Source organism: Rhodococcus wratislaviensis (genome assembly GCF_041228765.1).
Lineage (GTDB): Bacteria > Actinomycetota > Actinomycetes > Mycobacteriales > Mycobacteriaceae > Rhodococcus_F > Rhodococcus_F wratislaviensis.
The window spans coordinates 3,373,518-3,398,428 of the sequence record NZ_CP150488.1; the positions used below are offsets into that span (position 1 = coordinate 3,373,518).

The following is a 24,911-nucleotide window of genomic DNA, read 5'->3' on the forward strand; positions in this document are numbered from 1 at the left end:
ATGGCCGGACTCGACCTCACCGGACGCACCGCGATCGTCACCGGCGCCTCGCGGGGCATCGGCCTGGCCGTCGCCCAGGCCATCGCGGCCGCCGGCGGCAACGTGGTGCTCACCTCACGGTCGCAGGAATCGGCCGACGCCGCCGCGGCCCAGGTCGGGGGCACCGCGATCGGAGTCGCCGCCCACGCCGTCGACGAAGAGGCCGCCCGGCGCTGCGTCGACGTCACCCTCAAGCGTTTCGGCAGCCTGGACATCCTGGTCAACAATGCGGGAACGAACCCTTCGTTCGGGCCGATCATCGACCAGGACCACGCGCGATTCGCCAAGACCTTCGACGTGAACCTGTGGGCGCCGGTGCTGTGGACGGGACTCGCCACGAAGGCGTGGATGGGTGAGCACGGCGGAGCCGTGGTCAACACCGCCTCCATCGGCGGCATGGCGTTCGAGGCGAACATCGGCCTGTACAACGCGTCCAAAGCCGCCCTGATCCACGTCACCAAGCAACTGGCACTGGAACTCTCACCGAAGGTGCGGGTCAACGCCGTCGCCCCGGGTGTGGTGCGGACCAAGCTCGCCGAGGCGCTCTGGAAGGAACACGAGCAGTCCGTGTCGGCGTCCACGGCGATGGGGCGGATCGGCGAACCCGAGGACATCGCGTCCGCGGTCGCGTTCCTCGTCTCCGACGCCGCGAGCTGGATCACCGGCGAGACCATGGTGATCGACGGCGGTCAACTGCTCGGCGACGCCGTCCCGTTCCGGCAGGGGGCCCAGCTCGGTGTCTAGCGTGGACGTCGTCGGCATCGACACCGAGGCCGTGGGCCGCTGGTTCGGCACGCTCGGCATCGACAGTGCCGGACCGTTGACCTTCGACCGGATCGGCCTCGGCCAGTCGAACCTCACCTACCTGGTCCAGGACCGGGCGGGTGGCAGATGGGTGCTCCGGCGCCCACCCCTCGGACACCTGCTGGCGTCGGCCCACGACGTCGCCCGCGAGGCGCGGATCCTCTCCGCCCTCGAGGACACCGCGGTGCCCACCCCTCGGGTCTTCGGGCTCACCGACGACCCGGGGGTGACCGAGGTACCGCTGCTCCTGATGGAGTTCGTCGACGGCCAGGTCGTCGACCGCATGTCGATCGCGGAGTCCCTGACCCCGGAACGTCGCCGGGCGATCGGTCTGTCGCTGCCGCGAACGCTGGCGAAGATCCACGCGGTGGACCTCGACCGGACCGGGTTGACCGACCTGGCCAGCCACAAGCAGTACGCGCAACGTCAGCTCAAACGGTGGTCGGGTCAATGGGAGAAATCGAAGACCCGCGAGCTGCCCGCCCTCGACGACCTGACACGGCGGCTCGCCGCCTCGGTCCCGGAGCAGCGGGAACTGACACTGGTGCACGGCGACTTCCACCTCCGCAATGTCATCACGTCCCACGAGACCGGGGAGGTGACCGCGGCCCTGGACTGGGAGTTGTGCACCCTCGGCGACCCGCTCGCCGACGTCGGCAGCCTGCTTGCGTACTGGCCGGAGCCGGGCGAGACCACCGGCGGCGACTTCCCCGCGTCCACCCTCGACGGTTTCCCGGACCGGGTGGAGATCGCCGGGGTGTACCTCGACGAAACCGGGCGCGACCCGCAAGCCCTGGCGTTCTGGCACGTCCTCGGCTTGTGGAAGGTCGCGGTCATCGCGGAGGGTGTCATGCGCCGTGCACGGGACGAACCGCAGAACAAGGCGGCGGCCGGCACCCCGACCGTCGAGCGCATCGACGACCTCGTGGCCAAGGCGTGCGACATCGCCGCCCGGGCCGGAATCTGATCGAACGACGATGGAGAACTTCATGAAGAGAACGGCAATCGTCACCGGCGCGGCACGGGGCATCGGTGCCGCGGTGGCGAAAAAACTGGCGAGCGACGGGTACTTTGTGGCGGTGCTCGACCTCGACGAGTCCGCCTGCGCGGCAACCGTCGACGCCATCGAGTCCACCGGGGGCCGGGCACTCGCCGTGGGCGCGAACGTCGCCGACGAGGCATCGGTGACTGCGGCAGTCGAGCGGGTGGCGAACGAACTCGGTGCCCCGACGATCCTGATCAACAACGCCGGAATCACCCGCGACAACCTGCTGTTCAAGATGACCGTCGACGACTGGGACGCGGTCATGAACGTGCACCTGCGCGGTGCGTTCCTGATGTCGCGGGCCGTGCAGCAGCACATGGTCGACGCCGGGTTCGGGCGCATCGTGAACCTGTCCAGCACCTCGGCGCTCGGTAACCGCGGGCAGGTCAACTACTCGGCCGCCAAGGCCGGCATGCAGGGCTTCACCAAGACACTCGCCATCGAACTGGGCAAGTTCGGTGTCACCGCGAACGCGATCGCACCCGGCTTCATCGAGACCGAGATGACCGCCGCCACCGCCGAGCGGGTGGGTGTCGGCTTCGAGGACTTCAAGAAGGCGGCGGCGTCGCAGATCCCGGTGAACCGCGTCGGACAGCCCGAGGACATCGCCAACACGGCGTCGTTCCTGGCGAGTGAGGGAGCCGGATTCGTGTCCGGGCAAGTGATCTACGTGGCCGGCGGACCGAAGGACTGAGGAACATGACCACTGACGAACAGGCGATCGCACGCGACCTCAGCGATCGCGTCGCGACCCTCGTCGAACGGAACGACCTGTCGGATCCGGCCGGGTTCCTCGGAGCTCGATTCGACGCCGGCCTCGCGTGGGTCCACTTCCCGCCGGGACGCGGCGGACTCGGTCTGCCGCAGAGCTTCCAGGCGCAGGTCGACGCCGAACTCGCGGCCGCCGGAGCGCCCGGTCCGGCGAAGGGCCGCAACGGGATCGGATTGGGCATGGCCGCGCCGACCATCGCCGCGTTCGGTACCGAGGAACAACAGCAGAAGTACCTTCGGCCGATCTTCACCAGCGAGCACATCTACTGCCAGTTGTTCAGCGAACCGGGGGCGGGCTCCGACCTGGCCGCGGTCGCGACGCGAGCCGTCCGTGAGGGTGACGGCTGGACGGTCAACGGGCAGAAGGTGTGGACGTCGGGGGCGCAGAACGCGCAGATGGCGATCCTCGTGGCCCGGACGGATCCGACGGTGCCCAAGCACGCGGGGCTCACCTACTTCCTGTGCGACATGAGCGATCCCGGTATCGACGTCCGGCCGTTGCGGCAGATCACCGGTGAGGCCGAGTTCAACGAAGTGTTCCTCACCGACGTCCACATTCCCGATGCCGATCGGCTCGGTGACGAGGGGCAGGGCTGGCGGGTGGCCACCGCGACCCTCAACAACGAGCGCGTCGCGATCGGCGGTTCCGCCGCCGCCCGCGAGAGCGGCATGATCGGACCGGTCGCCCAGGCCTGGCGCGAGCAACCCGAACTCCGCGACCCCGCGATGCACGACGAACTGCTCCGGCTGTGGGTCGAAGCGGAGGTCGCCCGGCTGACCGGGGAACGCCTGCGGCAGCAACTCGAGGCCGGGCAACCCGGCCCGGAGGGATCCGGCCTGAAGCTGGCCTTCGCCCGGCTCGCGCAGACCATTTCGGGTTTCGACATCGAACTCCACGGCGAGGCCGGGCTGCGGTACGACGACTGGACCATGCGCCGACCCGACAAGGTCGACTTCACCGGCCGTGAACCCGGCTACCGGTACCTGCGCGCGAAAGGCAACTCGATCGAGGGCGGCACGTCCGAGATCCTGCGCAACGTCATCGCAGAACGCGTCCTCGGCCTCCCGCCGGAGCACCGCGTCGACAAGGACATCGCCTGGAAGGACCTGCCCCGATGAGCACCGCAGATCTGCTGTATTCCGACACGGAAGACGCCCTGCGCGACTCCGTCCGCCGCCTCCTCGCGGACCGCTGCCCACCGGAACTGGTGGTCGGGGCGTACGACCGGGCACCCGCCGACTTCTCCGGAGTATGGAAATCCCTCGCCGTCGAACTCGGACTCGCGGGCCTGCTCGTCCCCGAGGACCTGGGCGGCGCCGGCGCCGGCGCACGTGAGGCCGGAGTGGTCATGGAGGAGATCGGACGTGCCGTCGCGCCCGTCCCGTACCTTTCCAGCGCCGTGCTCGCGACGGTCGCCCTGCTGAAGGCGGGAGACACACGAACGGTCGGAGCACTCGCCGACGGGACGACCACCGGTGCACTCACGGTCGGGCTCGCGACCGCACCGGGGCGGTTCACCCCGACCGTGCGCCGGGCGCGCGACACCCTGACCGGCACCGTGACCAGTGTCGCGGGCGTCTCGGAGGCCGACATCCTGATCGTGCCCGTGGAGGGTCCCGGTGGACTCGAACTGCACACGGTGCCCGCCGGCACCGCGGGCGTCACGGTCACGCCCGTGCTCGCGCTCGACATGACCCGGCCGCTGTCGGATGTCGTGTTCGACGCCGCCGCGTCCACCCGCATCGACGACCGCAACGCCGCGGCGGCGGTCCGTGAGGCCCTCGTCGTCGGTGCCGCACTTCTCGCCTCCGAGCAACTCGGACTCGCGCAGTGGTGCTTCGAGACGACCCTGGCGTACGTCAAGGAGCGAACCCAATTCGGCCGCGCCGTCGGCTCGTTCCAGGCGATCAAGCACCGCCTCGCCGACCTGTGGCTCGAGGTCACCTCCGCGGCCGCCGCCGCCCGCTACGCCGCGGACACCGCAGCCCGGGGCGACGCGGACGCCGAGGTCGCGGCTGCCGTCGCGCAGGCGTACTGCAGCGACGTCGCCGTCCACGCCGCCGAGGAGTGCGTCCAATTGCACGGCGGGATCGGTATGACGTGGGAATACCCCGCACACCTGTATCTGAAGAGGGCAAAGAGCGATCAGCTCGCGTTCGGCACCGCCTACCGTCACCGTGCGCGCCTGGCCGACCTGATCGACCTGCCCGCGTAACCCGAGCTCCATCACCGACAGTCAGGAAGCAATCCATGAAGGCATGGCGTGTCCACGAACTCGGCGAGCCGCGCACCGCGCTGCAACTCGAGGAGGTCCCGGACCCGACGGCAGGCCCCGGCCAGGTGCTGGTGAAGGTTCTCGCCGCACCGGCGAACTTCCCCGACGTGCTGCTGTGCCGCGGCGAGTACCAGATCAAGCCGCCGCTGCCGTTCACACCCGGAGTCGAGCTGTGCGGCGAAGTGGTGGCGGCCGGGGACGGCGTGACCCGCTTCGCCGTCGGCGACCGGGTGATCGGCAACCCCAACCTGCCCGGCGGCGGATTCGCCCAGCTGGCCGTGATGGACGAGGCCAACACGTTCGCCGCCCCGTCCACGCTCGACGACGCCGAGGCGTCGGCGTTGAGCATCGGCTACCAGACGAGCTGGTTCGCACTGCACCGGCGCACCCAGCTGAAGCCGGGGGAGACGCTGCTCGTCCATGCCGCCGCGGGCGGAGTGGGCAGCGCCGCAGTGCAATTGGGCAAGGCTGCCGGAGCGAAGGTGATCGGCGTCGTCGGAGGCGCCGACAAGGTCGAGTACTGCCGCCGGCTGGGGGCGGATCTGGTGATCGACCGGCACACCGACGATTTCGTTCCGCTGGTCAAGGAATTCACCGGCGGACACGGCGCGGACGTCGTCTACGACCCGGTCGGCGGCGACGCCTACGCGAAGTCCACCAAGTGCATCGCTTTCGAAGGCCGGATCCTGATCATCGGCTTCGCAGGCGGCACCATCCCGACACCCGGCCTCAATCACGCCCTGATCAAGAACTACTCGATCATCGGACTGCACTGGGGTCTGTACAAGCAGTACAACCAGCAGGCGATCGCCGACTGCCACCAGGAGCTGACCCGCCTCGCCGACTCCGGTGCGATCAAACCGCTCATCAGCGAGCGGCTCTCGCTCGCGGACGTGGCCGACGGCATCGGCCGGCTCGGTGACGGCAGCACCGTCGGCCGCCTCGTCTTCCAACCCTGAAGGGAACGCACATGGACATGGGTTCACTGTTCGACGTCGCAGGCAAGACCGTGGTGGTCACCGGAGGTTCGCGGGGAATCGGCCGGATGATCGCGCAGGGATTCGTCGAGGCCGGGGCGACCGTGATCATCTCAGCCCGCAAGGCCGAGGCGTGCGAGAAGGCCGCGGCCGAACTGTCCGCCACCGGGCCGGGGACGTGTCACGCACACCCCGCCGACCTGTCCACCGACGAGGGGATCGAGAGCCTCGTGGCGCGGGTCGCCGAGGTATCGCCCCGGCTGGACGTCCTGGTGAACAACGCCGGAGCGACGTGGGGTGCGCCGGTCGACGATTTCCCCGCAGCCGGTTTCGACAAGATCTTCGACATCAACGTCAAGGGCGTGTTCATGCTCACGCAGGCGTTGCTGCCGAGTCTGCGGGCCGCGGCGACGGACGATGACCCCGCCCGGGTGATCAACATCGGATCGATCGACGGACTCGTGGTGTCGGGTAGCGAGAACTTCTCGTACGGGGCGAGCAAGGCCGCGGTCCACATGCTCACCCGCAAGCTCGCAGCGACGCTGGCCGCCGAGCGGATCACCGTCAATGCCATTGCCCCCGGACCGTTTCCGAGCAAGATGATGGCATTCATCCTCGACGACCCGGAGCGCAAGGATGCGGTCGAGGGATCGGTGCCGCTCGGCCGGGTCGGCACACCGGAAGATGTCGCGGGCACCGCCATCTTCCTCTCCTCGCGTGCCGGGGCCTACCTCACCGGCACCGTCGTTCCCGTCGACGGCGGGATCTCGGGAACACGCTGAACAACACGTCAGACAGTCGGGACACCGAACGAGCGAGAGGCGGTACGGCGGCGATGAGCTGGTACGACGACAGGCCCTGGATGGACCGGTACGACGAGAGCACGCGTTCCGTAGGGGAGATTCCGGCGCGGACAGCGCTCGACATGTTCTCGACCGCGGTCGAATCCGCCCCGGACGGGCCGGCCATCCGCTACCTCGGCGGCACCCTCGACTACCGCGAGGTCGACGAACTCAGCGACGGTGTGGCCGCCTACCTCGCGGAGAACGGATTCAGGAAGGGCGACCGGCTCGCGATCTACCTGCAGAACATCCCGCAGTTCGTGCTGGCGTTGCTCGGCACGTGGAAGGCGGGCGGTGTCGTCGTCCCGCTGAACCCGATGTACCGGGGCGAGCTCTCCCACATCCTCACCGACGCCGGAGTCACCGCGATCGTGTGCAGCGAGAACGCGTGGGCCGATCGGGTGGCGGAGCGGGCATCCGCCGCGGGTGTGCGGATCGCGCTGACCGCGAGTGAACTCGACATCCAGACGTCGGACGACGCACGGGTGTTCGGGGGAGTGACCCGGGTGCGCGCCGAGGGCGTGCCGGACCTGCTCGAGGTGGCCCGGGCGCGCGCGGGCGCCGACGTGCCCGATCCCGGTCTGGTCCCCGACGACATCGCGCTCGTGTCCTACACGTCCGGAACGAGTGGAGTCCCCAAGGGAGCGACCAACACCCACCGGAATCTCACCGTCAACAGTTCCATCCTGCGCCTGTACGAGAGCAAGCCCGCCGGTTCGCCGATCTTCGCGCTCGCACCGCTGTTCCACATCACGGGCATGGTGTGCCAGTTGCTCACCGCGATCGACCTGGCATCGCCGCTGATCCTCGCGTACCGCTTCGACGCAGGGGTCGTGCTCGACGCCCTCGAACGGGAGCGGCCGGTGTTCATGGTCGGCCCGTCCACCGCCTACATGGCGCTGATGGCCCACCCCGACTTCTCCGGTGAGCGCTTCGCCTCGCTGGAGGCCGTGATGTCCGGTGGCGCCCCGCTGCCCCCCGCCATCGTCGAACGGTTCCGGGAGCTGACCGGAAAGTACATCCGCAACGGCTACGGGCTCACCGAGACCAGCGCGCCGTGCGTCGTCGTCCCGCCGAACCTGGAAGCGCCGGTCGACCCGTCGTCGGGCACGCTGGCGATCGGCCTGCCCCTTCCCTCCGCCGTGATCCGGATCGTCGGCGAGGACGGGCACGACCTGGACGCCCTCGAGGTCGGGGAGATCGCCGTCGACGGACCGATGGTCGTGCCCGCCTACTGGAACAAGCCGGACGCCACGGCACAGTCGCTGCCCGGCGGCACGTTGCTCACCGGCGACGTGGGATTCATGGACGCCCAGGGCTGGGTGTACGTCGTCGATCGCAAGAAGGACATGATCAACGCGTCCGGGTTCAAGGTCTGGCCCCGCGAGGTCGAGGACGTGCTCTACCGGCACCCGGCGGTCCGGGAGGCCGCCGTCGTCGGCGAGCCGGACAGCTACCGCGGCGAGACCGTCGCCGCGTTCGTCAGCCTCCGGCCCGGGCAGACGGTCGAGACGGACGACCTCGTCGACTACTGCCGGGAGCGGCTGGCCAGCTACAAGGCCCCGAGGCGGGTCGTGATCGTCGACGAACTGCCCAAGACGGCCAGCGGGAAGATCCTCCGACGCGAAATGCGCCGCAGCACCCCGGCCTGAACCCGCCACCGTCCCGGACGAACGGGACGCTCGTTCCGTCAGATCGAACGAGCGTCCCGTTCGTTCCGACAATCAGGCGACGACCGGGTGCGGGTAGTCCGCCGCGCGGTGCTGGAACGACAGGATCCGGGGGTTCTGCACGACTCCGTCGCGGATCTCCACGGCCCGCCGGATCGTGTCGCTGCGGTCCCAGGCCGCGGGTCCGTCCAGGACCGTCCCCAGATGGGGGAGCAGGGCCTCGCTGATCTCCCAGGTCGCCGAATTCCACAGGTAGGACGGGCTGTGATCGACCGCGTAGTAGCGGACGTTCTCGCCGATCATGAACGTCGGATCGGCGAACGACGTGGGCCGGGCCCAGCTGAAGCCCATTCCCTCGTCGCAGGACACGTCGACGACGAGGCTGCCGGGCAGGAGGGTCTCGACGTCCGAGTCGATCAGGAATGTCAGCGGCGATTCCGTGTCCTGCAGGACGCAGTTGACGATGATGTCGTGCCGGGCGAGGAACCCGGCCAGCGGCACCCGGCCCTCGTCCGTGGTGACGTGGCTGCGGCGCGGATCGGCGTCGTCGTGATCGAACTGCACGATCTCCGCGGAGTGGATCGGGGAGCTCACCGCGGTGACCCCGCGCTGGGTGACGACGTGGACGTCGTGGATGCCCAGGGCGTTCAGCGCGGTGACGGCGCCGCGGGCGGTGGCACCGAAGCCGAGGACCACGGCGCGGAGGCGGCGGCCGTAGTCGCCGGTCGAACCCGCGATCGACAGGGCGTGCAGCACCGAGCTGTATCCGGCGAGCTCGTTGTTCTTGTGGAAGACATGCAGCTGGAACGACCCCTCGACGCTCCAGTGGTTCATGGCCTCGAACGCGATCAACGTGAGGTGGCGATCGACGGCCACCTGGGTGAGCTCCGTGTCCTGGACGCAGTGCGGCCACCCCCACAGGATCTGGCCGTCACGCAGATCCGCCAGATCCTTCGCGAGAGGTTTGGGCAGCAGCAGGACGTCGGACTGCTCGATCAGCTGCTCCCGGGTGCGCAGACCGCCCACCGACAGGGCCAGCTGCTCGTCGGAGACACCGAATGGCTCGCCGTAGCCGTACTCGAGATGGATGCGGCCACGGAGATCGGGGTCGATCCGGTCGAAGTGGAGCGGATGGATCGGGAGCCGGCGTTCGTCGGTCTTACTCGAACGCGCGACGACGCCGAGGGTGAGTGGATGAGAGCGGTGTTGCTGCACAGGGGCGTCCCTTGGTCGACACTGCCGGAGAGAGTCTTCGGCAGAGAGTTGTTGCCGCGGAACCCGCATTGGAGGAGGCCAGCGTTCGATCGATGGGCGCGGCATCTGCCGGCGCGGCTGCAGCTCTCGACAAAGCCCGAGGAGATCACTCGGGGAAGACTGGTAGCACCAGAGAGAAAGGCTGCGCCGCGACAGGCGACGCAGTTTCTCGTGGTGCCCCCGGCAGGATTCGAACCTGCGACCTTTCGCTCCGGAGGCGAACGCTCTATCCCCTGAGCTACGGGGGCGCACCGGAAAACCGGTGTGCCGATTGGGCTGGCCAATCGTAGCGCATGGGTAGTGGGATCGACCAAATCGGTCCCCCTTCTTCGTGGACTCGCCCCGGTAGCGGCCCGAACACGCCTAGTGTCGGGAGGACGTGGACGCTCGCGAACTCTCGGGGAGGGGTCGAGGATGACCGATGGACGGCAGGTGGGGTCGAAGGACCCCGACGGGCACTATTCCGATTCCGACCTCGAGCTGGACCTGCGGTGGTGGGCGGCGGCCAACTATCTGACGGTCGCGCAGATCTACCTGCAGGACAACACGCTTCTGCGGGAGCCGCTGCGCCCCGAACACATCAAACCCCGGCTGCTCGGGCACTGGGGAACGAGCCCGGGTCTGTCGATGATCTACGCCCTGCTGAACCGTCTCATCCGCCGGACCGACACCGACTGTCTCTATGTGACGGGTCCCGGGCACGGTGGTCCCGCGCTCGTCGCCGCCACGTACCTGGAGGGGACGTACTCGGAGGTGTATCCGGGCGTGTCCCGCGATGCCGCGGGTATCCACCGGCTGTGCCGGCAGTTCTCGACGCCGGGTGGCATCCCGAGTCACGTCAGTGTGCAGACGCCGGGCAGCATCCACGAGGGCGGCGAGCTCGGCTACGCTCTCGCGCATGCCGCCGGGGCGGCGTTCGATCACCCGAATCTGTTGGTGGCGTGCGTGATCGGAGATGGTGAGGCCGAGACGGGGCCCCTGTCCGGTTCGTGGAAACTCCCCGCCTTCCTCAACCCGGAACGCGACGGAGCGGTGCTGCCGATCCTGCACGTCAACGGAGCGAAGATCGCCGGGCCGACCGTCTACGGCCGCAGCAGCGACGCGGACGTCGAGGCGTTCCTCGGCGGTCAGGGGTGGGCGCCGACCGTCGTCTCCGGCGACGACCCGCGGCAGGTCTTCCCGGCGCTGCATCGAGCCCTCACCGAAGCGCACACCGCGATCTCCGACCTACAGCGGGAGGCACGGGCCGGCCGGCGTGGCGCCGCGAAGTGGCCGGCGATCGTCCTGCGGACCCCGAAGGGCTGGACCGGTCCGCGCACCGTCGACGGCGTGCTCGTCGAGGGCACCCACCGGGCCCATCAGGTTCCGCTGTCGGGCGTGCGGACCAACGAGGCGCACCTGCTTCAGCTGGAGGAGTGGATGCGGTCGTACGGCCCGGGCGAACTGTTCGACTCTGCCGGCGCACTCGTCCCGGACCTCGAGCGACTGGCGCCGCAGGGTGACAAGCGGATGGGTTCGTCGCCGTACGCGAACGGCGGCCGCCTGCGTGCGGATCTTCCCGTGCCGCCGCTGGAGAAGTACGCGCTCACCATCGAGAAACCCGGCACCACCCACCACGAAACCACTCGGGTGCTCGGGGAACTGCTCCGCGACCTGTACGCCGCCACCACCACACCCGACGGCGGTGGATACTTCCGGCTGTTCTGCCCGGACGAAACGTCCAGCAACCGGTTGGGCGCCGTGTTCGAGGTGACCGACCGCTGCTGGCAGCTGCCGGTCACCGACTACGACGACGGGCTGTCGGCCCGCGGCCGGGTGATGGAAGTGCTCAGCGAGCACCTCTGCGAGGGATGGCTCGAGGGGTATCTGCTGTCGGGCCGGCACGGGCTGTTCGCCAGCTACGAGGCGTTCGCGATGGTGAGCGTGTCGATGCTCGTCCAGCACACGAAGTGGCTGCAGCATGCGGTGGACCTGCCGTGGCGGGCGCCGGTGGCGTCGCTGAACGTCCTGTTGACCAGCACCTGCTGGCGCAACGATCACAACGGTTTCAGTCATCAGGGGCCGGGCATGATCGACGCCGTCATCCCGCTGGCGCCGGACGTCGTCCGGATCTGGCTGCCACCGGACTCGAACACCCTGCTGTCCATCTCCGACCACTGTCTCCGCAGCACCGACCACGTCAATCTCATCGTCGTCGACAAGCAGCCGCACCTGCAGTACCTGACCCTCGAGGACGCCCACGCGCACTGCGCCGCCGGGGCCTCGGTGTGGGAGTGGGCGGGGACGGAGGCCGCGGCGGGCGCCGACCCGGACGTCGTGCTCGCGGCCGCCGGGGACGTACCGACCCAGGAGATCCTCGCCGCGGCGCAGTTGCTGCGCGAACACACGCCGGACCTGGTCACCCGGGTGGTCAACGTCGTCGACCTGATGGGGTTGCTCACACCCACCGAGCACCCGCACGGATTCGACGCACGGATGTTCCTGGACCTGTTCACCGCGGACACGGACGTGGTGTTCGCGTTCCACGGATACTCGCGCGCCATCCACGAGCTGATCCACGGGCGCCCTGCCCCGGACCGGTTCCATGTCCGCGGCTTCAGCGAACAGGGCACCACGACCACACCGTTCGACATGGTCGTGCTGAACAGGATGAGCCGCTATCACCTGGTCCTCGAGGCATTGCGACGTACGCGGAGAGAACCGGCCGGTGCCGTCGAACTGGCCGACTTCTGCCTCCGGCAACTCGAACGGCACGGCGAATACGTCGTCGCGCACCTCGAGGACATGCCCGAGGTGCGCGACTGGACGTGGTCGTGAAGCCGGAGGTCAGTTCATCGGGAGGGGAGCGGCGCCCTTCGCGGTGAGCATGTTCGTCATCACCGTCGCCTCGCTCTGCTGCGTGTCCACCATCGTCTGCGCGAGAGAGCGCACCGCGTCTTCCGACGCGTGCTGAGCCGCATATTCCATCATCGGGAGTCCGCCCTGGTGGTGACGCAGCATCAGCTGGAGGTACAGGACGTCCTCGGCCGGACCGGTGGCCTGACGCAACGCGGCCATGTCCTCCGACGACGCCATGCCCGGCATCTTCGACATCGAACCCATGTGCCCGCTGTCGGCGGTTCCGTGGTCGTGACCGTCGGAGTGCTCGGATTCCATCCAGCCCATGTAGCCGCCGGACGGCAGCGCCGGCTGATCCCACAGGGCGAGCCAGCCCTGCATCTGCCCGAGCTGGTTCTGCTGTGTGGTGAGGATGTCGTACGCGAGCCCGCGCACCGCCGGGTCGGTGGCGCCCGCCAGCGCGATCGCCGACATCTCCACCGCCTGGCTGTGATGCACGCTCATGTCCTGCGCGAATCCGACATCGACGGAACCGGCCTCCGGAACCGGGGCACCGGAGTCCTCGAGCGGAAGCCGGGCGAGGAACCCGAGCGCGAATCCGAGGGCGATGGCGCCGATCAACCCGATGACCAGGAGCGCTGTGCGCTGACTGGGTCGGGACGGGGCCGGATCGTCGGCGGAGTCGGTCTCGGGTCCGTACCCGGGTTCGGCAGAACTAGCCATTGCTGCCCTCGGCCGGAGCCTGCTGCAGATCGGACGGCAGCTGCAGGTCGCTCGGGAGCTGCATGCCGCTGGGCAGCTGCGCTCCCGCGCCACCGGATTCCGACTGGTCGGGGCTGATGCCGCCGCCGTCCATCGGGACCGCGTCCGCGCCCGGCGCGCTCGGGTCGAACGGCGGCGGGTTGTCCGGGTCGAAACCGGAGCCCGGGATGGACGAGCAGCTCGCGCCGACCTCCGGGTAGGTGTTCTTGTTGATCCGCAGCGCGGTGATGAACTGGTCGATGCGCTCGTCGTCGACGCTGTCCAGCTTCAGCTGGTGGCCCCACGACTGCAGCGAGACCGGGCTGTCGAGGCCCGGGTACGGCGACAGCAGCGTGTACGTCTCGCCGTCCACCTTGTCCTTCAGCGTCTCGACCTGGTCGGCGGACAGCTCGTCCGGGTTGTAGGCGATCCATACGGCGCCGTGCTCGAGCGAATGCACGGCGTTCTCGGTGCGGATCGCGTTCGGGTAGACCGTGCCGGTGCACGTCGCCCAGATGGCGTCGTGCGGGCCGCCGAACGGGGGCGACTGGTCGTACGCGACGCGCTGCGTCGGCTGGATGTGGATGCCGGCCGGGTAGTCGACCTTGACGACGCCGTCGATGTTGACCGACGGGTCGGGATTCTCGGCGCTCGGCGCGTACTTCGCGGCTTCTTCCTTGGCCTGGTACTTGGGGACCAGGTTGATCGCGAGGATCGCCACGAGTGCGAGAACGACAGCTCCGGCGCCGATCGTCAGCCAGGGGATGTTCCGCGGAGCGGACGCGCCACCCTTGACTTTCGCGCCGCCGCTCTTCTTCTTGGCGGCCTTGATGGCCTTCGCCGACTTCGCGCCCGAGTTCTTATCGGGACCGCGACTTTCCGAACCGCTTGGCATCGATTGTGATCTTTCGGTGTGTGGGTTACGGGCGCTCGACCCCCGGAAACCGGAAGCTGAGGGCCGGGACTCAGGGCGATACCACTGTACTTTCCCACCCTGAGCGCAACCTGGGAGAGTGGCCGCGGCCACGCTCGCCGGCGGTCGCCGGGCCCGCGGCGGCACTCGCGGCAAGGCGGATCACCGCTCGGGACGCGTTGGCCATAGGATAGATACCTGTGACTCCAGCTGACCTTGCCGAACTGCTCCGCGGAACCGCCGCGAAAGTGCTCGTCGAACGCGGACTCGACGTGTCCGTGCTTCCCGAAACTCTCACGGTCGAGCGTCCGCGCAATCCCGAGCACGGCGATTACGCCACCAACGTCGCGATGCAGGTGGCCAAGAAGGTCGGTACCAACCCGCGTGAGCTGGCCGGCTGGCTCGCCGAGGCGCTGACCGCGGCCGAGGGCATCGACAGCGCCGACATCGCGGGCCCGGGCTTCCTCAACATCCGCCTCGCCGCCGACGCGCAGGGCGCGATCGTCGCGAAGATTCTCGACGAGGGTGCCGCCTTCGGGTCCGGCCACACGCTCGACGGCAAGAAGATCAACCTCGAGTTCGTCTCCGCCAACCCGACCGGACCCATCCACCTCGGTGGAACGCGCTGGGCCGCCGTGGGCGACGCACTGGGCCGGATCCTGTCCACCCAGGGCGCGGCGGTCACCCGCGAGTACTACTTCAACGACCACGGCGCCCAGATCGACCGGTTCTCCCGCTCGCTGATCGCGGCCGCCAAGGGCGACCCCGCCCCCGAGGACGGCTACGCGGGCGCTTACATCGCCGACATCGCGGCCCAGGTGCAGCAGCAGCGCCCCGACGTCCTGGAACTGCCCGCGGGCGAGCAGCAGGAAGTCTTCCGCGCCATCGGCGTCGACCTGATGTTCGCCCACATCAAGCGCACCCTGCACGAGTTCGGCGTGGATTTCGACGTCTACTTCCACGAGAACTCGCTGTTCGAGTCCGGTGCGGTGGAGAAGGCCGTCGAGACGCTCAAGGATTCCGGCAACCTCTTCCAGGAAGACGGCGCCTGGTGGCTCAAGAGCACCGACTTCGGCGACGACAAGGACCGCGTCGTCATCAAGAGCGACGGCAACGCGGCGTACATCGCCGGTGACATCGCTTACTTCCAGGACAAGCGTTCCCGCGGCTTCGACCTGTGCATCTACATGCTCGGTGCCGACCACCACGGGTACATCGGCCGGCTCAAGGCGGCCGCGGCCGCATTCGGCGACGACCCCGACACCGTCGAGGTGCTGATCGGCCAGATGGTGAATCTGGTTCGAGACGGTGTGGCCGTGAAGATGAGCAAGCGCGCCGGTACGGTCATCACCCTCGACGACCTGGTCGAGGCGATCGGCGTCGACGCGTCGCGGTACGCGATGATCCGGTCGTCGGTGGATTCGAGCATCGACATCGACCTCGAACTGTGGACGAGCACCGGCAACGAGAACCCGGTGTACTACGTGCAATACGCGCACGCCCGACTGTCGGCGATCGCCCGCAACGCCGCCGACCTCGGCATCGCCGTCACGGATCCCGACTTCTCGCTGCTCGTCTCGGAGCAGGAGGGCGATCTCATCCGCACCCTCGGCGAGTACCCGCGCGTCGTCACCAGTGCCGCGAATCTGCGTGAGCCGCACCGCATTGCGCGGTATCTCGAGGAGCTGGCCGGTGCCTACCACCGGTTCTACGGCGCCTGCCGGATCCTGCCCCAGGGCGACGAGGAGGTCGGCCCGCTGCACATCGCGCGACTGGCGTTGTGCGACGCGTCCCGTCAGGTCCTGTCCAACGGGCTCGTCCTGCTCGGCGTCAGCGCACCGGAGCAGATGTGAACGCGCACCCCGCAGGTCCCAAGCACGCCGAACAGCTGCACGCACCCGGTCTGCCCGAACGTCCCGCCGACGCGGCCGCGTTCGCCGCACTCTCTCCCGAGGTGTGGCCCCGCAACGCCCACCGCGGCGCGGACGGAGTCGTGAGCCTGGCAGGCATCCCGGTCACCGAACTGGCCGAGAAGTACGGCACCCCACTGTTCGTGGTCGACGAGGACGATTTCCGGTCCCGGTGCCGCGACATGGCTCGTGCGTTCGGGCCCACCGCCAAGGTGCACTACGCGTCCAAGGCGTTCCTGTGCGGCGAGATCGCCCGCTGGGTCGCCGACGAGGGCCTGTCCCTGGACGTCGCATCGGGCGGCGAACTGGCGGTCGCCCTGCACGCCGGATTCCCGGCGGAGCGAATTGCCATGCACGGCAACAACAAATCGGTCGCCGAGCTGAACGCCGCCGTGTCGGCCGGGGTCGGGCACATCGTGCTCGACTCTGCCACGGAGATCGACCGCCTCGACAAGGTTGCCGCCGAAGCCGGTGTGGTGCAGGACGTTCTGATCCGCGTGACGGTCGGAGTCGAGGCGCACACCCACGAGTTCATCTCCACGGCCCACGAGGACCAGAAGTTCGGGTTCTCGCTCGCGGGCGGAAAGGCTATCGACGCGGTCCGCCGGGTCTTCGCCGCCGGCAACCTGCGGCTGGTGGGACTCCACAGCCACATCGGCTCGCAGATCTTCGACGTCGACGGCTTCGAGTTGGCCGCGCACCGCGTGATCGGGCTCCTGCGGGACGTCGTCGTGGAGTTCGGTGTGGAGAAGACCGCCCAGATCTCGATCGTCGACCTCGGAGGCGGCATGGGAATCTCCTACGTCCCCACCGACGACCCGCCGCCGGTCGACCAGCTCGCCGCCAAACTCGGCGACATCGTACGCAACGAGTCGGCGCTCGCCGGTCTGCCGGAGCCGACGCTGGCCGTCGAACCCGGACGCGCGATCGCCGGACCCGGCACGGTGACGCTGTACGAGGTCGGCACCATCAAGGACGTCACCGTCGGCAGCAACCTCACCCGCCGGTACGTCAGCGTCGACGGCGGAATGAGCGACAACATCCGTACCGCGCTGTACCAGGCGGAGTACGAGGCCAAACTGGTCTCGCGGGTCAGCGACGCGGCGCCGGTGGTGTCCCGCGTCGTCGGCAAGCACTGCGAGTCCGGCGACGTCGTGATCCGCGACACCTGGATGCCCGAGGACATCGACGCCGGCGATTTGCTCGCCGTCGCGGCCACAGGTGCATACTGCTATTCGATGTCGAGCAGGTACAACCTGCTCGCCCGCCCTGCCGTGGTGGCGGTGCGCGACGGACAGTCGCGCGTGATCCTCCGGAGGGAAACCGTGGAAGACCTGCTGAGCTTGGAGGTACAGGAGTGACGAGCGAATCGGCGCATCGCGCTATCGGTGTGGCCGTCCTCGGCCTCGGCAACGTCGGGAGCGAGGTCGTGCGCATCCTGCGGGAGCACAGCGAAGACCTCGAGGCTCGCGTCGGTGCCCCGCTGGAACTGCGTGGAGTGGCCGTGCGCCGCCCCGGCAAGGACCGCGGAATTCCCGAGGAGTTGCAGACCACCGACGCGGAGTCACTCGTGGCCCGCGACGACGTCGACCTCGTCGTCGAGGTGATCGGCGGCATGGACCTGCCCCGCAAGCTGATCCTCTCGGCCCTCAACTCCGGCAAGTCCGTCGTCACCGCCAACAAGGCGCTGCTCGCCGATCACACCGGTGAACTGGCCGAGGCCGCGGAACTGCACAACGTCGACCTCTACTTCGAGGCCGCCGTCGCCGGCGCAATCCCCGTGATCCGCCCGCTGATCCAGTCCCTCGCGGGTGACCGGGTGAACAAGGTCGCCGGAATCGTGAACGGAACCACCAACTTCATCCTGTCGGCGATGGACGAGACCGGCGCGGACTACGCCGCGACCCTCGCCGAGGCCGGACGCCTGGGATACGCCGAGGCCGATCCGACCGCCGACGTGGAGGGCTACGACGCCGCGGCCAAGGCGGCCATCCTCGCGTCGATCGCGTTCCACACCCGGGTCACGGCCGCCGACGTGTACCGCGAGGGGATCTCCAAGATCACCGCCGCCGACCTGACGTCGGCCCGCGCACTCGACTGCACGATCAAGCTGCTGTCCATCTGCGAGCGGATCACCACCCCCGAGGGCAAGGAGCGGATCTCCGCGCGGGTCTACCCGGCGCTCGTGCCGCTGGAACATCCGCTGGCCTCGGTCAACGGTGCGTTCAACGCCGTCGTCGTCGAGGCGGAGAACGCCGGACGCCTGATGTTCTACGGGCAGGGCGCAGGCGGCGCCCCCACCGCGTCGGCCGTGATGGGCGACCTGGTGATGGCCGCGCGCAACAAGGTGAACGGTGGCCGCGGACCCCGCGAGTCCAAGTACGCCAAACTGAAGATCGCGCCGATCGGCGACATCCCCACGCGCTACTACGTCAACATGCAGGTGACGGACAAGGCCGGGGTCCTGTCGGCAGTGGCTGCCGAATTCTCGCAGCACGGCGTCAGCATCTCCACCGTGCGGCAGGAAGGCGCCGGCGACGGTGCCCGCCTCGTCGTCGTCACCCACGTCGCGACGGATTCTGCTCTGTCGGAAACCGTTGAGGCACTGAGCAAACTCGAATTCGTCACCGCTGTGACCAGCGTGCTGCGACTGGAAGGCACCGAACAATGACCGGCACCCGTAACCCCGTTCACACCCCCTGGCCGGGGCTGATCGAGGCTTACCGCGACCGCCTCGCCATCGGACCGAACTGGAAGACGGTCACCTTGCGCGAGGGCGGCACCCCGCTGCTGCCCGCCGGGCACCTCTCGGAGCTCACCGGATGCGACGTCTACCTGAAGGTCGAGGGGCTCAACCCGACCGGTTCGTTCAAGGACCGCGGCATGACGATGGCCGTCACCGACGCGCTGGCCCGCGGTCAGCAGGCCGTCCTGTGCGCGTCCACGGGCAACACGTCCGCTTCCGCCGCCGCGTACGCCGCCAAGGCGAAGATGACCTGCGCCGTGCTGGTTCCGCAGGGCAAGATCGCGATGGGCAAGCTCGCGCAGGCCGTCATGCACGGCGCGCGGATCATCCAGGTGCAGGGCAACTTCGACGACTGCCTCGAACTGGCCCGCAAGACCACTGCGGAGTTCCCGACGATCGGGCTCGTGAACTCGGTCAACCCGGTCCGCATCGAGGGCCAGAAGACCGCGGCATTCGAGATCTGCGACGCGCTGGGCAAGGCCCCCGACGTGCACGCGCTCCCGGTCGGCAACGCAGGCAACATCACCGCGTACTGGCGCGGGTACTCCGAGTACTACGCCGACGGACTCACCAGCGTGAAGCCCCGTATGCTCGGCGTCCAGGCCGCCGGCGCCGCACCGCTCGTCCACGGCGCACCGGTGAAGGACCCGGAGACGATCGCCACCGCGATCCGCATCGGCTCGCCCGCGTCCTGGAACGGTGCCGTCAACGCCAAGGAAGAGTCGCACGGCGCCTTCCGGGCGGCGACCGACGACGAGATCCTCGAGGCGTACCGGCTGATCGCCAGGACCGAAGGGGTGTTCGTCGAGCCCGCCTCGGCCGCGAGCGTCGCCGGTCTGCTCGCCGCCCGCAAGGAGGGCTGGCTGGACTCGGGGCTGACCGTCGTCTGCACGGTCACCGGAAACGGTCTCAAGGACCCCGACACGGCGTTGGCGGGTATGCCTGAGGTTCAACCGATCCCGGTCGATCCTGTCGCTGTCGCGTCGGCCCTCGAGCTGGCGTAGTGGTGGCGCCCACGCCCACCACGCCGCAGGACCACACCGCTGCCATGACACAGACCCTCCCCACGGGCCTCACCGTGACCGCCCGCGTGCCTGCGTCGAGCGCCAACCTCGGTCCCGGCTTCGACACGCTGGGCATCGCGCTCGGACTGTACGACGAGATCACCGTGACCACCACGGGTTCGGGGCTGAAGATCCGGGTCGAGGGCGAGGGTGCCGACGACGTGCCGTGGGGTCCGTCCCATCTCGTGGTCCGGGCCATCGAACGTGGACTGGAATCGGCGGGTGTGTGGGCCGACGGCCTGGATGTGGTGTGCCGCAACGCGATACCCCATTCGCGGGGCCTGGGTTCGTCGGCCTCCGCCGTCGTCGGGGGACTGGCGGCCGCCAACGGTCTGGCGATCAAGCTCGACCCCGAACTCGGGCTGTCGCTCGATCAGCTCGTCCAGCTGTCGTCCGAATTCGAAGGGCACCCCGACAACGCGTCGGCGAGCGTGCTCGGCGGCGCCGTGGTGTCGTGGAGTTGCGCGGGCGAGCAGACCGACGGAGCTCCCGCGGCCACCGACATCTACTCGGCCGTCGCGTTGAAGGTCCATCCCGCGATCCGCGTCGTCGCGCTGGTGCCGGGGGAGCGCTCGTCGACCGCCCACACACGGGGTCTGTTGCCCGAGACGGTTCCCCACCGGGACGCGGCCTTCAACGTCAGTCGCGGAGCCCTCGCTGTGGTGGCGCTCACAGAGCGTCCCGACCTCCTGATGGCGGCCACCGAGGACCGACTGCATCAGACGCAGCGCGCTCCGGCGCTTCCGCTCACGACGCGATGGATCGCCGTCCTCCGCAAGGCGGGTATCGCCGCCACCGTCTCCGGAGCCGGACCGACCGTCCTCGCATTGACCACGGAGCCTTTCCCCGTGGATCTTCGAACGCAGGCCGAGGCCGAGGGGTTGCAGGTTCTCGAACTGGACGTGGCGGACGGCGTCCGGACCAGCTGACACGCCGTAGGGGCTTCTCCTTGCCCCTACGGTCGTTCACAGCTATCCTGGGCAATGTCCGTACATCGTGCGCATCAGACGCCGGTGCTTCACCAGGGCAATTACTCCAGGTCAATCGGGGTTGACGGCTCCTGGCACGATCCTCCGCACTATCTGTCGTGTAGGGATTGCGAGTACGCGCCTGTTTCAAAGGTGATGTGATGGCGGGCAAGCCGGCAGTTCTTCACATGCAACTACGTACGGCACATCCGAATTCGGTATTCGAAACCGAATTACGGGACGAACCCTCGACTCTGCGCAGCGCGAGTGAGGGAAGGAAAGGACCTCCGTGACCGATACGGACCTCATCGCCGCTCCTGTGCGCGCCTCCTCGGTGGATACCGTTGGCGCGCAGGCAGGCGACTCTTCACAGGCGTCATCGACCGCACCCGGCACCGGTGCCGTGACAGCCTCCACCAAGCGCGCCGAGGCGCGCCGGGGTGCCGGGCTGTCCGGAATGGTGCTCACCGAGCTCCGCACTCTCGCAGGTGAGCTGGGCATCAAGGGCATCTCGGGGATGCGCAAGGGCGACCTGATCGCCGCGATCAAGGAGCGTCAGGGCGGCTCTTCCGCTCCGGCCGCTGCGGCGACCGAAGCCGCTCCCCGGACCCGGGCGACGCGCGCAAAGCGCGAACAGTCCGCTCAGACCGAACTCGAAGTGACTCCCCAGGCGGAGACCACCGAGAAGGCCGCCGAGCCCAAGACGGCCGAACCCCCGACGGGCGACGGCGCAGCCGCCGACACCGACACCGCCGAAGGCGGCCGTCGCGGGCGTCAGCGCCGCGGATCCGCGCGTCGGGCAGGCGCACCCGAGCAGGGTGACCAGGGCGGCAACGCTCAGGACACCGTCTCGGCGAATGCCGCGGACACGCAGCAGGCCGAGCGCAAGCAGGCCGACGATCGTCAGGATTCCGCCGAGAAGCCGGCCAAGCAGGACGGCTCCGGCGAACAGGGCGGCGACCGCAACCGACGTGAGCGGGGCGGCGACCGCGGTGACCGTGGCGACACCCGTGGTGACCGCGGCGACACCCGTGGTGACCGCGGCGACACCCGTGGTGACCGCGGTGACCGGGGCGATCGGGACAACCGGGGCGACCGCAGCCAGGGCAACAACGGCCCGCGCAACAACGACAACCGTCCGGGCGACGACGAGGAAGGCGGTCGCGGACGCCGCGGACGCCGCTTCCGCGAACGTCGTCGTGGACGCGACCGCGGCGAAGGCGGCGGCGGTGACGCCCGCGAGACCGAGATCCGCGAGGACGACGTCCTGCAGCCGGTCGCCGGCATCCTGGACGTCCTCGACAACTACGCGTTCGTGCGGACCTCCGGCTACCTGGCCGGACCGAACGACGTCTACGTGTCGATGAACCTGATCCGCAAGAACGGTCTCCGTCGCGGCGACGCCATCACCGGCGCCGTCCGGGTCGGACGTGAGGGCGAGCAGGGCAGCCAGCGCCAGAAATTCAACCCGCTGGTCCGCATCGACACCGTCAACGGTGGCGACGTGGAAGCGGCCAAGAAGCGCCCCGAGTTCGGCAAGCTCACGCCGCTGTACCCGAATCAGCGGCTGCGTCTGGAGACGACGCCCAACATCCTGACGACCCGTGTCATCGACCTGGTGATGCCGATCGGCAAGGGACAGCGTGCGCTGATCGTGAGCCCGCCGAAGGCCGGTAAGACCAGCGTTCTGCAGGCCATCGCCAACGCCATCGCGACCAACAACCCCGAGTGCTACCTCATGGTCGTGCTGGTCGACGAGCGTCCCGAAGAGGTCACCGACATGCAGCGTTCGGTGAAGGGCGAGGTCATCTCCTCGACCTTCGACCGTCCGCCGGGAGACCACACCTCGGTCGCCGAGCTGGCCATCGAGCGTGCGAAGCGTCTGGTGGAGGCGGGCAAGGACGTCGTCGTCCTCCTCGACTCGATCACCCGCCTCGGCCGTGCGTACAACAACTCGTCGCCTGCCTCGGGACGCATCCTCTCCGGTGGTGTCGACTCGACCGCGCTCTACCCGCCGAAGCGTTTCCTCGGTGCTGCGCGCAACATCGAGAACGGCGGTTCGCTCACGATCATCGCGACGGCCATGGTCGAGACCGGTTCCACCGGCGACACCGTGATCTTCGAGGAGTTCAAGGGCACCGGTAACGCCGAGCTGAAGCTCGACCGCAAGATCGCGGAACGTCGTGTGTTCCCGGCCGTGGACGTGAACCCCTCGGGTACACGTAAGGACGAGCTGCTGCTCAGCCCGGACGAGGCCGCGGTGCTGCACAAGCTCCGGCGCGTGCTCTCGGGTCTCGACTCGCACCAGGCCATCGATCTCCTGATCGACCGCCTCAAGAAGAGCAAGAGCAACATCGAATTCCTCATGCAGGTGTCGAAGACTGCTCCGGGCGCGATCGACGACTGATCATCGACCCGAAGCGGGGCCCGGCGACTTTTCGGTCGCCGGGCCCCGCTGTTTTTCCCTCGGGAACCCCCGTGGAACAAAACGCGGACCACCCGCGTTGACCACACCGCAAGCACAAATGCCGATTGGGATCGCGAACCTGCGATCTGGCATACTGAGCGGCTGAGTCCGGTTCCGGTTCACGTCTTCGAACGGCGAAGGCGACCCGGCGACCATTGAAAGGGACACCATGAAGTCAGGCATTCACCCCAATTACGTGGCCACCACCGTGGTCTGTGGTTGCGGAAACACCTTCGAGACCCACAGCACCAAGGAGACCGGACGTATCAACGTCGAGGTCTGCTCGCAGTGCCACCCGTTCTACACCGGCAAGCAGAAGATCCTCGACACCGGTGGACGTGTCGCCCGCTTCGAGGCTCGCTACGGCAAGCGCGCCGGCAAGGGCGCAGCCAAGGAATCTGCAGAGTCCTAGCTGTTCCGCCGACGCCCGTCCTGCGATAATTGCAGGCCGGGCGTCGGCTTTTTTGTGCCTATTCCCGAAAGAACGCAGAGCGGAGCGAATCATGGCAGGGACCACCCAGCCTTCGGCCATCGACGACATCCTGGCCGAACATGCCGGCCTGGAGCAGCAGTTGGCGGACCCGGCCCTGCACAACGACGCTTCCGCGGCCCGCAAGGCGGGCAAGCGATTCGCCGAGCTCGCGCCGATCATGGCGACGTACACCAAGCTCAAGTCGGCGCAGGACGATCTGGATGCCGCGCGTGAGCTCGCCGCCGACGACTCCAGCTTCGCCGCCGAGGTGCCCGACCTCGAGGCGCAGGTCCTCGAACTCGACAAGACCCTCACCGACCTCCTGGCCCCCCGCGACCCGCACGACGGTGACGACGTGGTGCTCGAGGTCAAGTCGGGGGAGGGCGGCGAGGAATCCGCGCTGTTCGCCTCCGACCTGGCGCGAATGTACGTCCGGTACGCCGAGCGTCACGGCTGGCGTGTCGAGATCCTCGACGCGACCGTGTCCGATCTCGGTGGATACAAGGACGCGACGCTGTCGATCAAGTCGAAGGGCGATGTGCGTGACGGGGTCTGGGCGCGACTGAAGTTCGAGGGCGGTGTCCACCGCGTGCAGCGCGTACCCGTCACGGAATCGCAGGGACGCGTCCACACGTCCGCCGCCGGTGTCCTCATCTACCCGGAACCGGAAGAGGTCGAGGAGGTGCAGATCGATGAAACCGATCTGCGCATCGACGTCTACCGCTCCTCGGGCAAGGGTGGTCAGGGCGTCAACACCACCGACTCCGCGGTCCGTATCACGCACCTGCCCACCGGAATCGTCGTGACCTGCCAGAACGAGCGCTCTCAGCTGCAGAACAAGGCCCGCGCCATGCAGGTGCTCGCCGCGCGGCTGCAGGCGGCGGCCGAGGAAGCCGCGGATGCGGAGGCGTCGGCAGGCAGGCAGAGTCAGGTGCGCACCGTCGACCGTTCCGAGCGCATCCGCACCTACAACTTCCCGGAGAATCGCATCACCGATCACCGGATCGGCTTCAAGTCCCACAACCTGGATGCGGTCCTGGACGGCGAACTCGACGCCCTCCTCGACGCCCTGGGCAAGTCGGACCGTGAGGCGAGGCTCGCCGCGGAGTAACCG

At 68.6% G+C, this 24,911-nt stretch carries 20 protein-coding genes and 1 tRNA gene; 17 read left to right on the top strand and 4 right to left on the bottom strand.

Annotated elements, in window-relative coordinates; all coding sequences use genetic code 11:
- Genes WKC72_RS15440 through WKC72_RS15475 form a run of 8 tightly spaced genes read left to right on the top strand, consistent with a single transcriptional unit; the run spans position 1 to position 8,406 of the window.
- Complete coding sequence (locus WKC72_RS15440; RefSeq protein ID WP_370183217.1) at positions 1-783, top strand: SDR family oxidoreductase; 783 nt, start codon at positions 1-3, stop codon at positions 781-783.
- Positions 776-1,810 carry a phosphotransferase family protein gene (locus WKC72_RS15445; protein WP_370183219.1) on the top strand — a complete coding sequence of 345 codons (1,035 nt, stop codon included), beginning with the start codon at positions 776-778 and terminating at the stop codon, positions 1,808-1,810. Before WKC72_RS15440 ends, WKC72_RS15445 begins: the two co-directional genes overlap by 8 nt.
- Before the next feature lie 10 nt (positions 1,811-1,820).
- Positions 1,821-2,582: a 3-oxoacyl-ACP reductase FabG gene (fabG, locus tag WKC72_RS15450; RefSeq protein ID WP_370183220.1), complete on the top strand. Its 762-nt coding sequence runs from the start codon at positions 1,821-1,823 to the stop codon at positions 2,580-2,582.
- A gap of 5 nt (positions 2,583-2,587) precedes the next feature.
- Positions 2,588-3,778, top strand: a complete 1,191-nt coding sequence (locus WKC72_RS15455; RefSeq protein ID WP_128641818.1) for an acyl-CoA dehydrogenase family protein — start codon at positions 2,588-2,590, stop codon at positions 3,776-3,778.
- Positions 3,775-4,875 carry an acyl-CoA dehydrogenase family protein gene (locus tag WKC72_RS15460; protein ID WP_370183222.1) on the top strand — a complete coding sequence of 367 codons (1,101 nt, stop codon included), beginning with the start codon at positions 3,775-3,777 and terminating at the stop codon, positions 4,873-4,875. The genes WKC72_RS15455 and WKC72_RS15460 overlap by 4 nt, the downstream gene beginning before the upstream one ends.
- Positions 4,876-4,910: 35 nt before the next feature.
- On the top strand, positions 4,911-5,894 hold the full coding sequence (locus tag WKC72_RS15465) for an NADPH:quinone oxidoreductase family protein (protein ID WP_112298653.1): 984 nt from the start codon (positions 4,911-4,913) through the stop codon (positions 5,892-5,894).
- Between the two features lie 11 nt (positions 5,895-5,905).
- Positions 5,906-6,694, top strand: coding sequence for a RhlG family 3-oxoacyl-ACP reductase (locus WKC72_RS15470; RefSeq protein ID WP_112298652.1), 789 nt, complete (start codon positions 5,906-5,908; stop codon positions 6,692-6,694).
- 53 nt (positions 6,695-6,747) lie between these two features.
- The gene (locus WKC72_RS15475) at positions 6,748-8,406 is read left to right on the top strand and encodes an AMP-binding protein (protein WP_370183225.1); all 1,659 of its coding nucleotides are present in this window, start codon (positions 6,748-6,750) and stop codon (positions 8,404-8,406) included.
- Between the two features lie 72 nt (positions 8,407-8,478).
- On the opposite strand, the gene WKC72_RS15480 is transcribed toward WKC72_RS15475, so the two are convergent.
- Together WKC72_RS15480 and WKC72_RS15485 are read right to left on the bottom strand one after the other, a co-directional pair.
- Positions 8,479-9,639, bottom strand: coding sequence for a N(5)-(carboxyethyl)ornithine synthase (locus WKC72_RS15480; RefSeq protein WP_037238847.1), 1,161 nt, complete (start codon positions 9,637-9,639; stop codon positions 8,479-8,481).
- A gap of 211 nt (positions 9,640-9,850) precedes the next feature.
- Positions 9,851-9,926, bottom strand: a tRNA-Arg gene (locus WKC72_RS15485).
- Between the two features lie 166 nt (positions 9,927-10,092).
- Here WKC72_RS15485 and WKC72_RS15490 point away from each other — a divergent pair.
- Complete coding sequence (locus WKC72_RS15490; RefSeq protein ID WP_370183228.1) at positions 10,093-12,495, top strand: phosphoketolase; 2,403 nt, start codon at positions 10,093-10,095, stop codon at positions 12,493-12,495.
- A gap of 9 nt (positions 12,496-12,504) precedes the next feature.
- Here the strand turns inward: WKC72_RS15490 and WKC72_RS15495 are convergent, their stop codons facing one another.
- Together WKC72_RS15495 and WKC72_RS15500 are read right to left on the bottom strand one after the other, a co-directional pair.
- Positions 12,505-13,239, bottom strand: a complete 735-nt coding sequence (locus WKC72_RS15495) for a DUF305 domain-containing protein (RefSeq protein WP_370183230.1) — start codon at positions 13,237-13,239, stop codon at positions 12,505-12,507.
- Positions 13,232-14,152, bottom strand: a complete 921-nt coding sequence (locus tag WKC72_RS15500; RefSeq protein ID WP_037238855.1) for a DUF3105 domain-containing protein — start codon at positions 14,150-14,152, stop codon at positions 13,232-13,234. Before WKC72_RS15500 ends, WKC72_RS15495 begins: the two co-directional genes overlap by 8 nt.
- 218 nt (positions 14,153-14,370) lie before the next feature.
- Here WKC72_RS15500 and argS point away from each other — a divergent pair, with 218 nt between their 5' ends.
- The 8 genes from argS to prfA all read left to right on the top strand — a co-directional run bounded on the left by argS (position 14,371) and on the right by prfA (position 24,908).
- Positions 14,371-16,023 (top strand): arginine--tRNA ligase, encoded by a 1,653-nt coding sequence (gene argS, locus WKC72_RS15505; RefSeq protein WP_370183233.1) that lies wholly within the window; start codon positions 14,371-14,373, stop codon positions 16,021-16,023.
- A complete protein-coding gene (gene lysA, locus WKC72_RS15510) occupies positions 16,020-17,441 on the top strand; it encodes a diaminopimelate decarboxylase (RefSeq protein WP_370183235.1) in 1,422 nt (473 codons plus the stop codon). The genes argS and lysA overlap by 4 nt, the downstream gene beginning before the upstream one ends.
- Positions 17,438-18,751 (top strand): homoserine dehydrogenase, encoded by a 1,314-nt coding sequence (locus tag WKC72_RS15515; RefSeq protein WP_005252944.1) that lies wholly within the window; start codon positions 17,438-17,440, stop codon positions 18,749-18,751. The genes lysA and WKC72_RS15515 overlap by 4 nt, the downstream gene beginning before the upstream one ends.
- Positions 18,748-19,830 (top strand): threonine synthase, encoded by a 1,083-nt coding sequence (gene thrC / locus WKC72_RS15520; RefSeq protein ID WP_037238866.1) that lies wholly within the window; start codon positions 18,748-18,750, stop codon positions 19,828-19,830. Before WKC72_RS15515 ends, thrC begins: the two co-directional genes overlap by 4 nt.
- 44 nt (positions 19,831-19,874) lie before the next feature.
- Positions 19,875-20,819, top strand: a complete 945-nt coding sequence (gene thrB / locus WKC72_RS15525; RefSeq protein WP_037238901.1) for a homoserine kinase — start codon at positions 19,875-19,877, stop codon at positions 20,817-20,819.
- Between the two features lie 328 nt (positions 20,820-21,147).
- Positions 21,148-23,265, top strand: a complete 2,118-nt coding sequence (rho, locus tag WKC72_RS15530) for a transcription termination factor Rho (protein WP_268789991.1) — start codon at positions 21,148-21,150, stop codon at positions 23,263-23,265.
- Between the two features lie 229 nt (positions 23,266-23,494).
- Complete coding sequence (rpmE, locus tag WKC72_RS15535; RefSeq protein WP_005252948.1) at positions 23,495-23,737, top strand: 50S ribosomal protein L31; 243 nt, start codon at positions 23,495-23,497, stop codon at positions 23,735-23,737.
- 91 nt (positions 23,738-23,828) lie between these two features.
- Positions 23,829-24,908, top strand: a complete 1,080-nt coding sequence (gene prfA, locus WKC72_RS15540; RefSeq protein ID WP_037238871.1) for a peptide chain release factor 1 — start codon at positions 23,829-23,831, stop codon at positions 24,906-24,908.
- Positions 24,909-24,911: the final 3 nt, after the last annotated feature.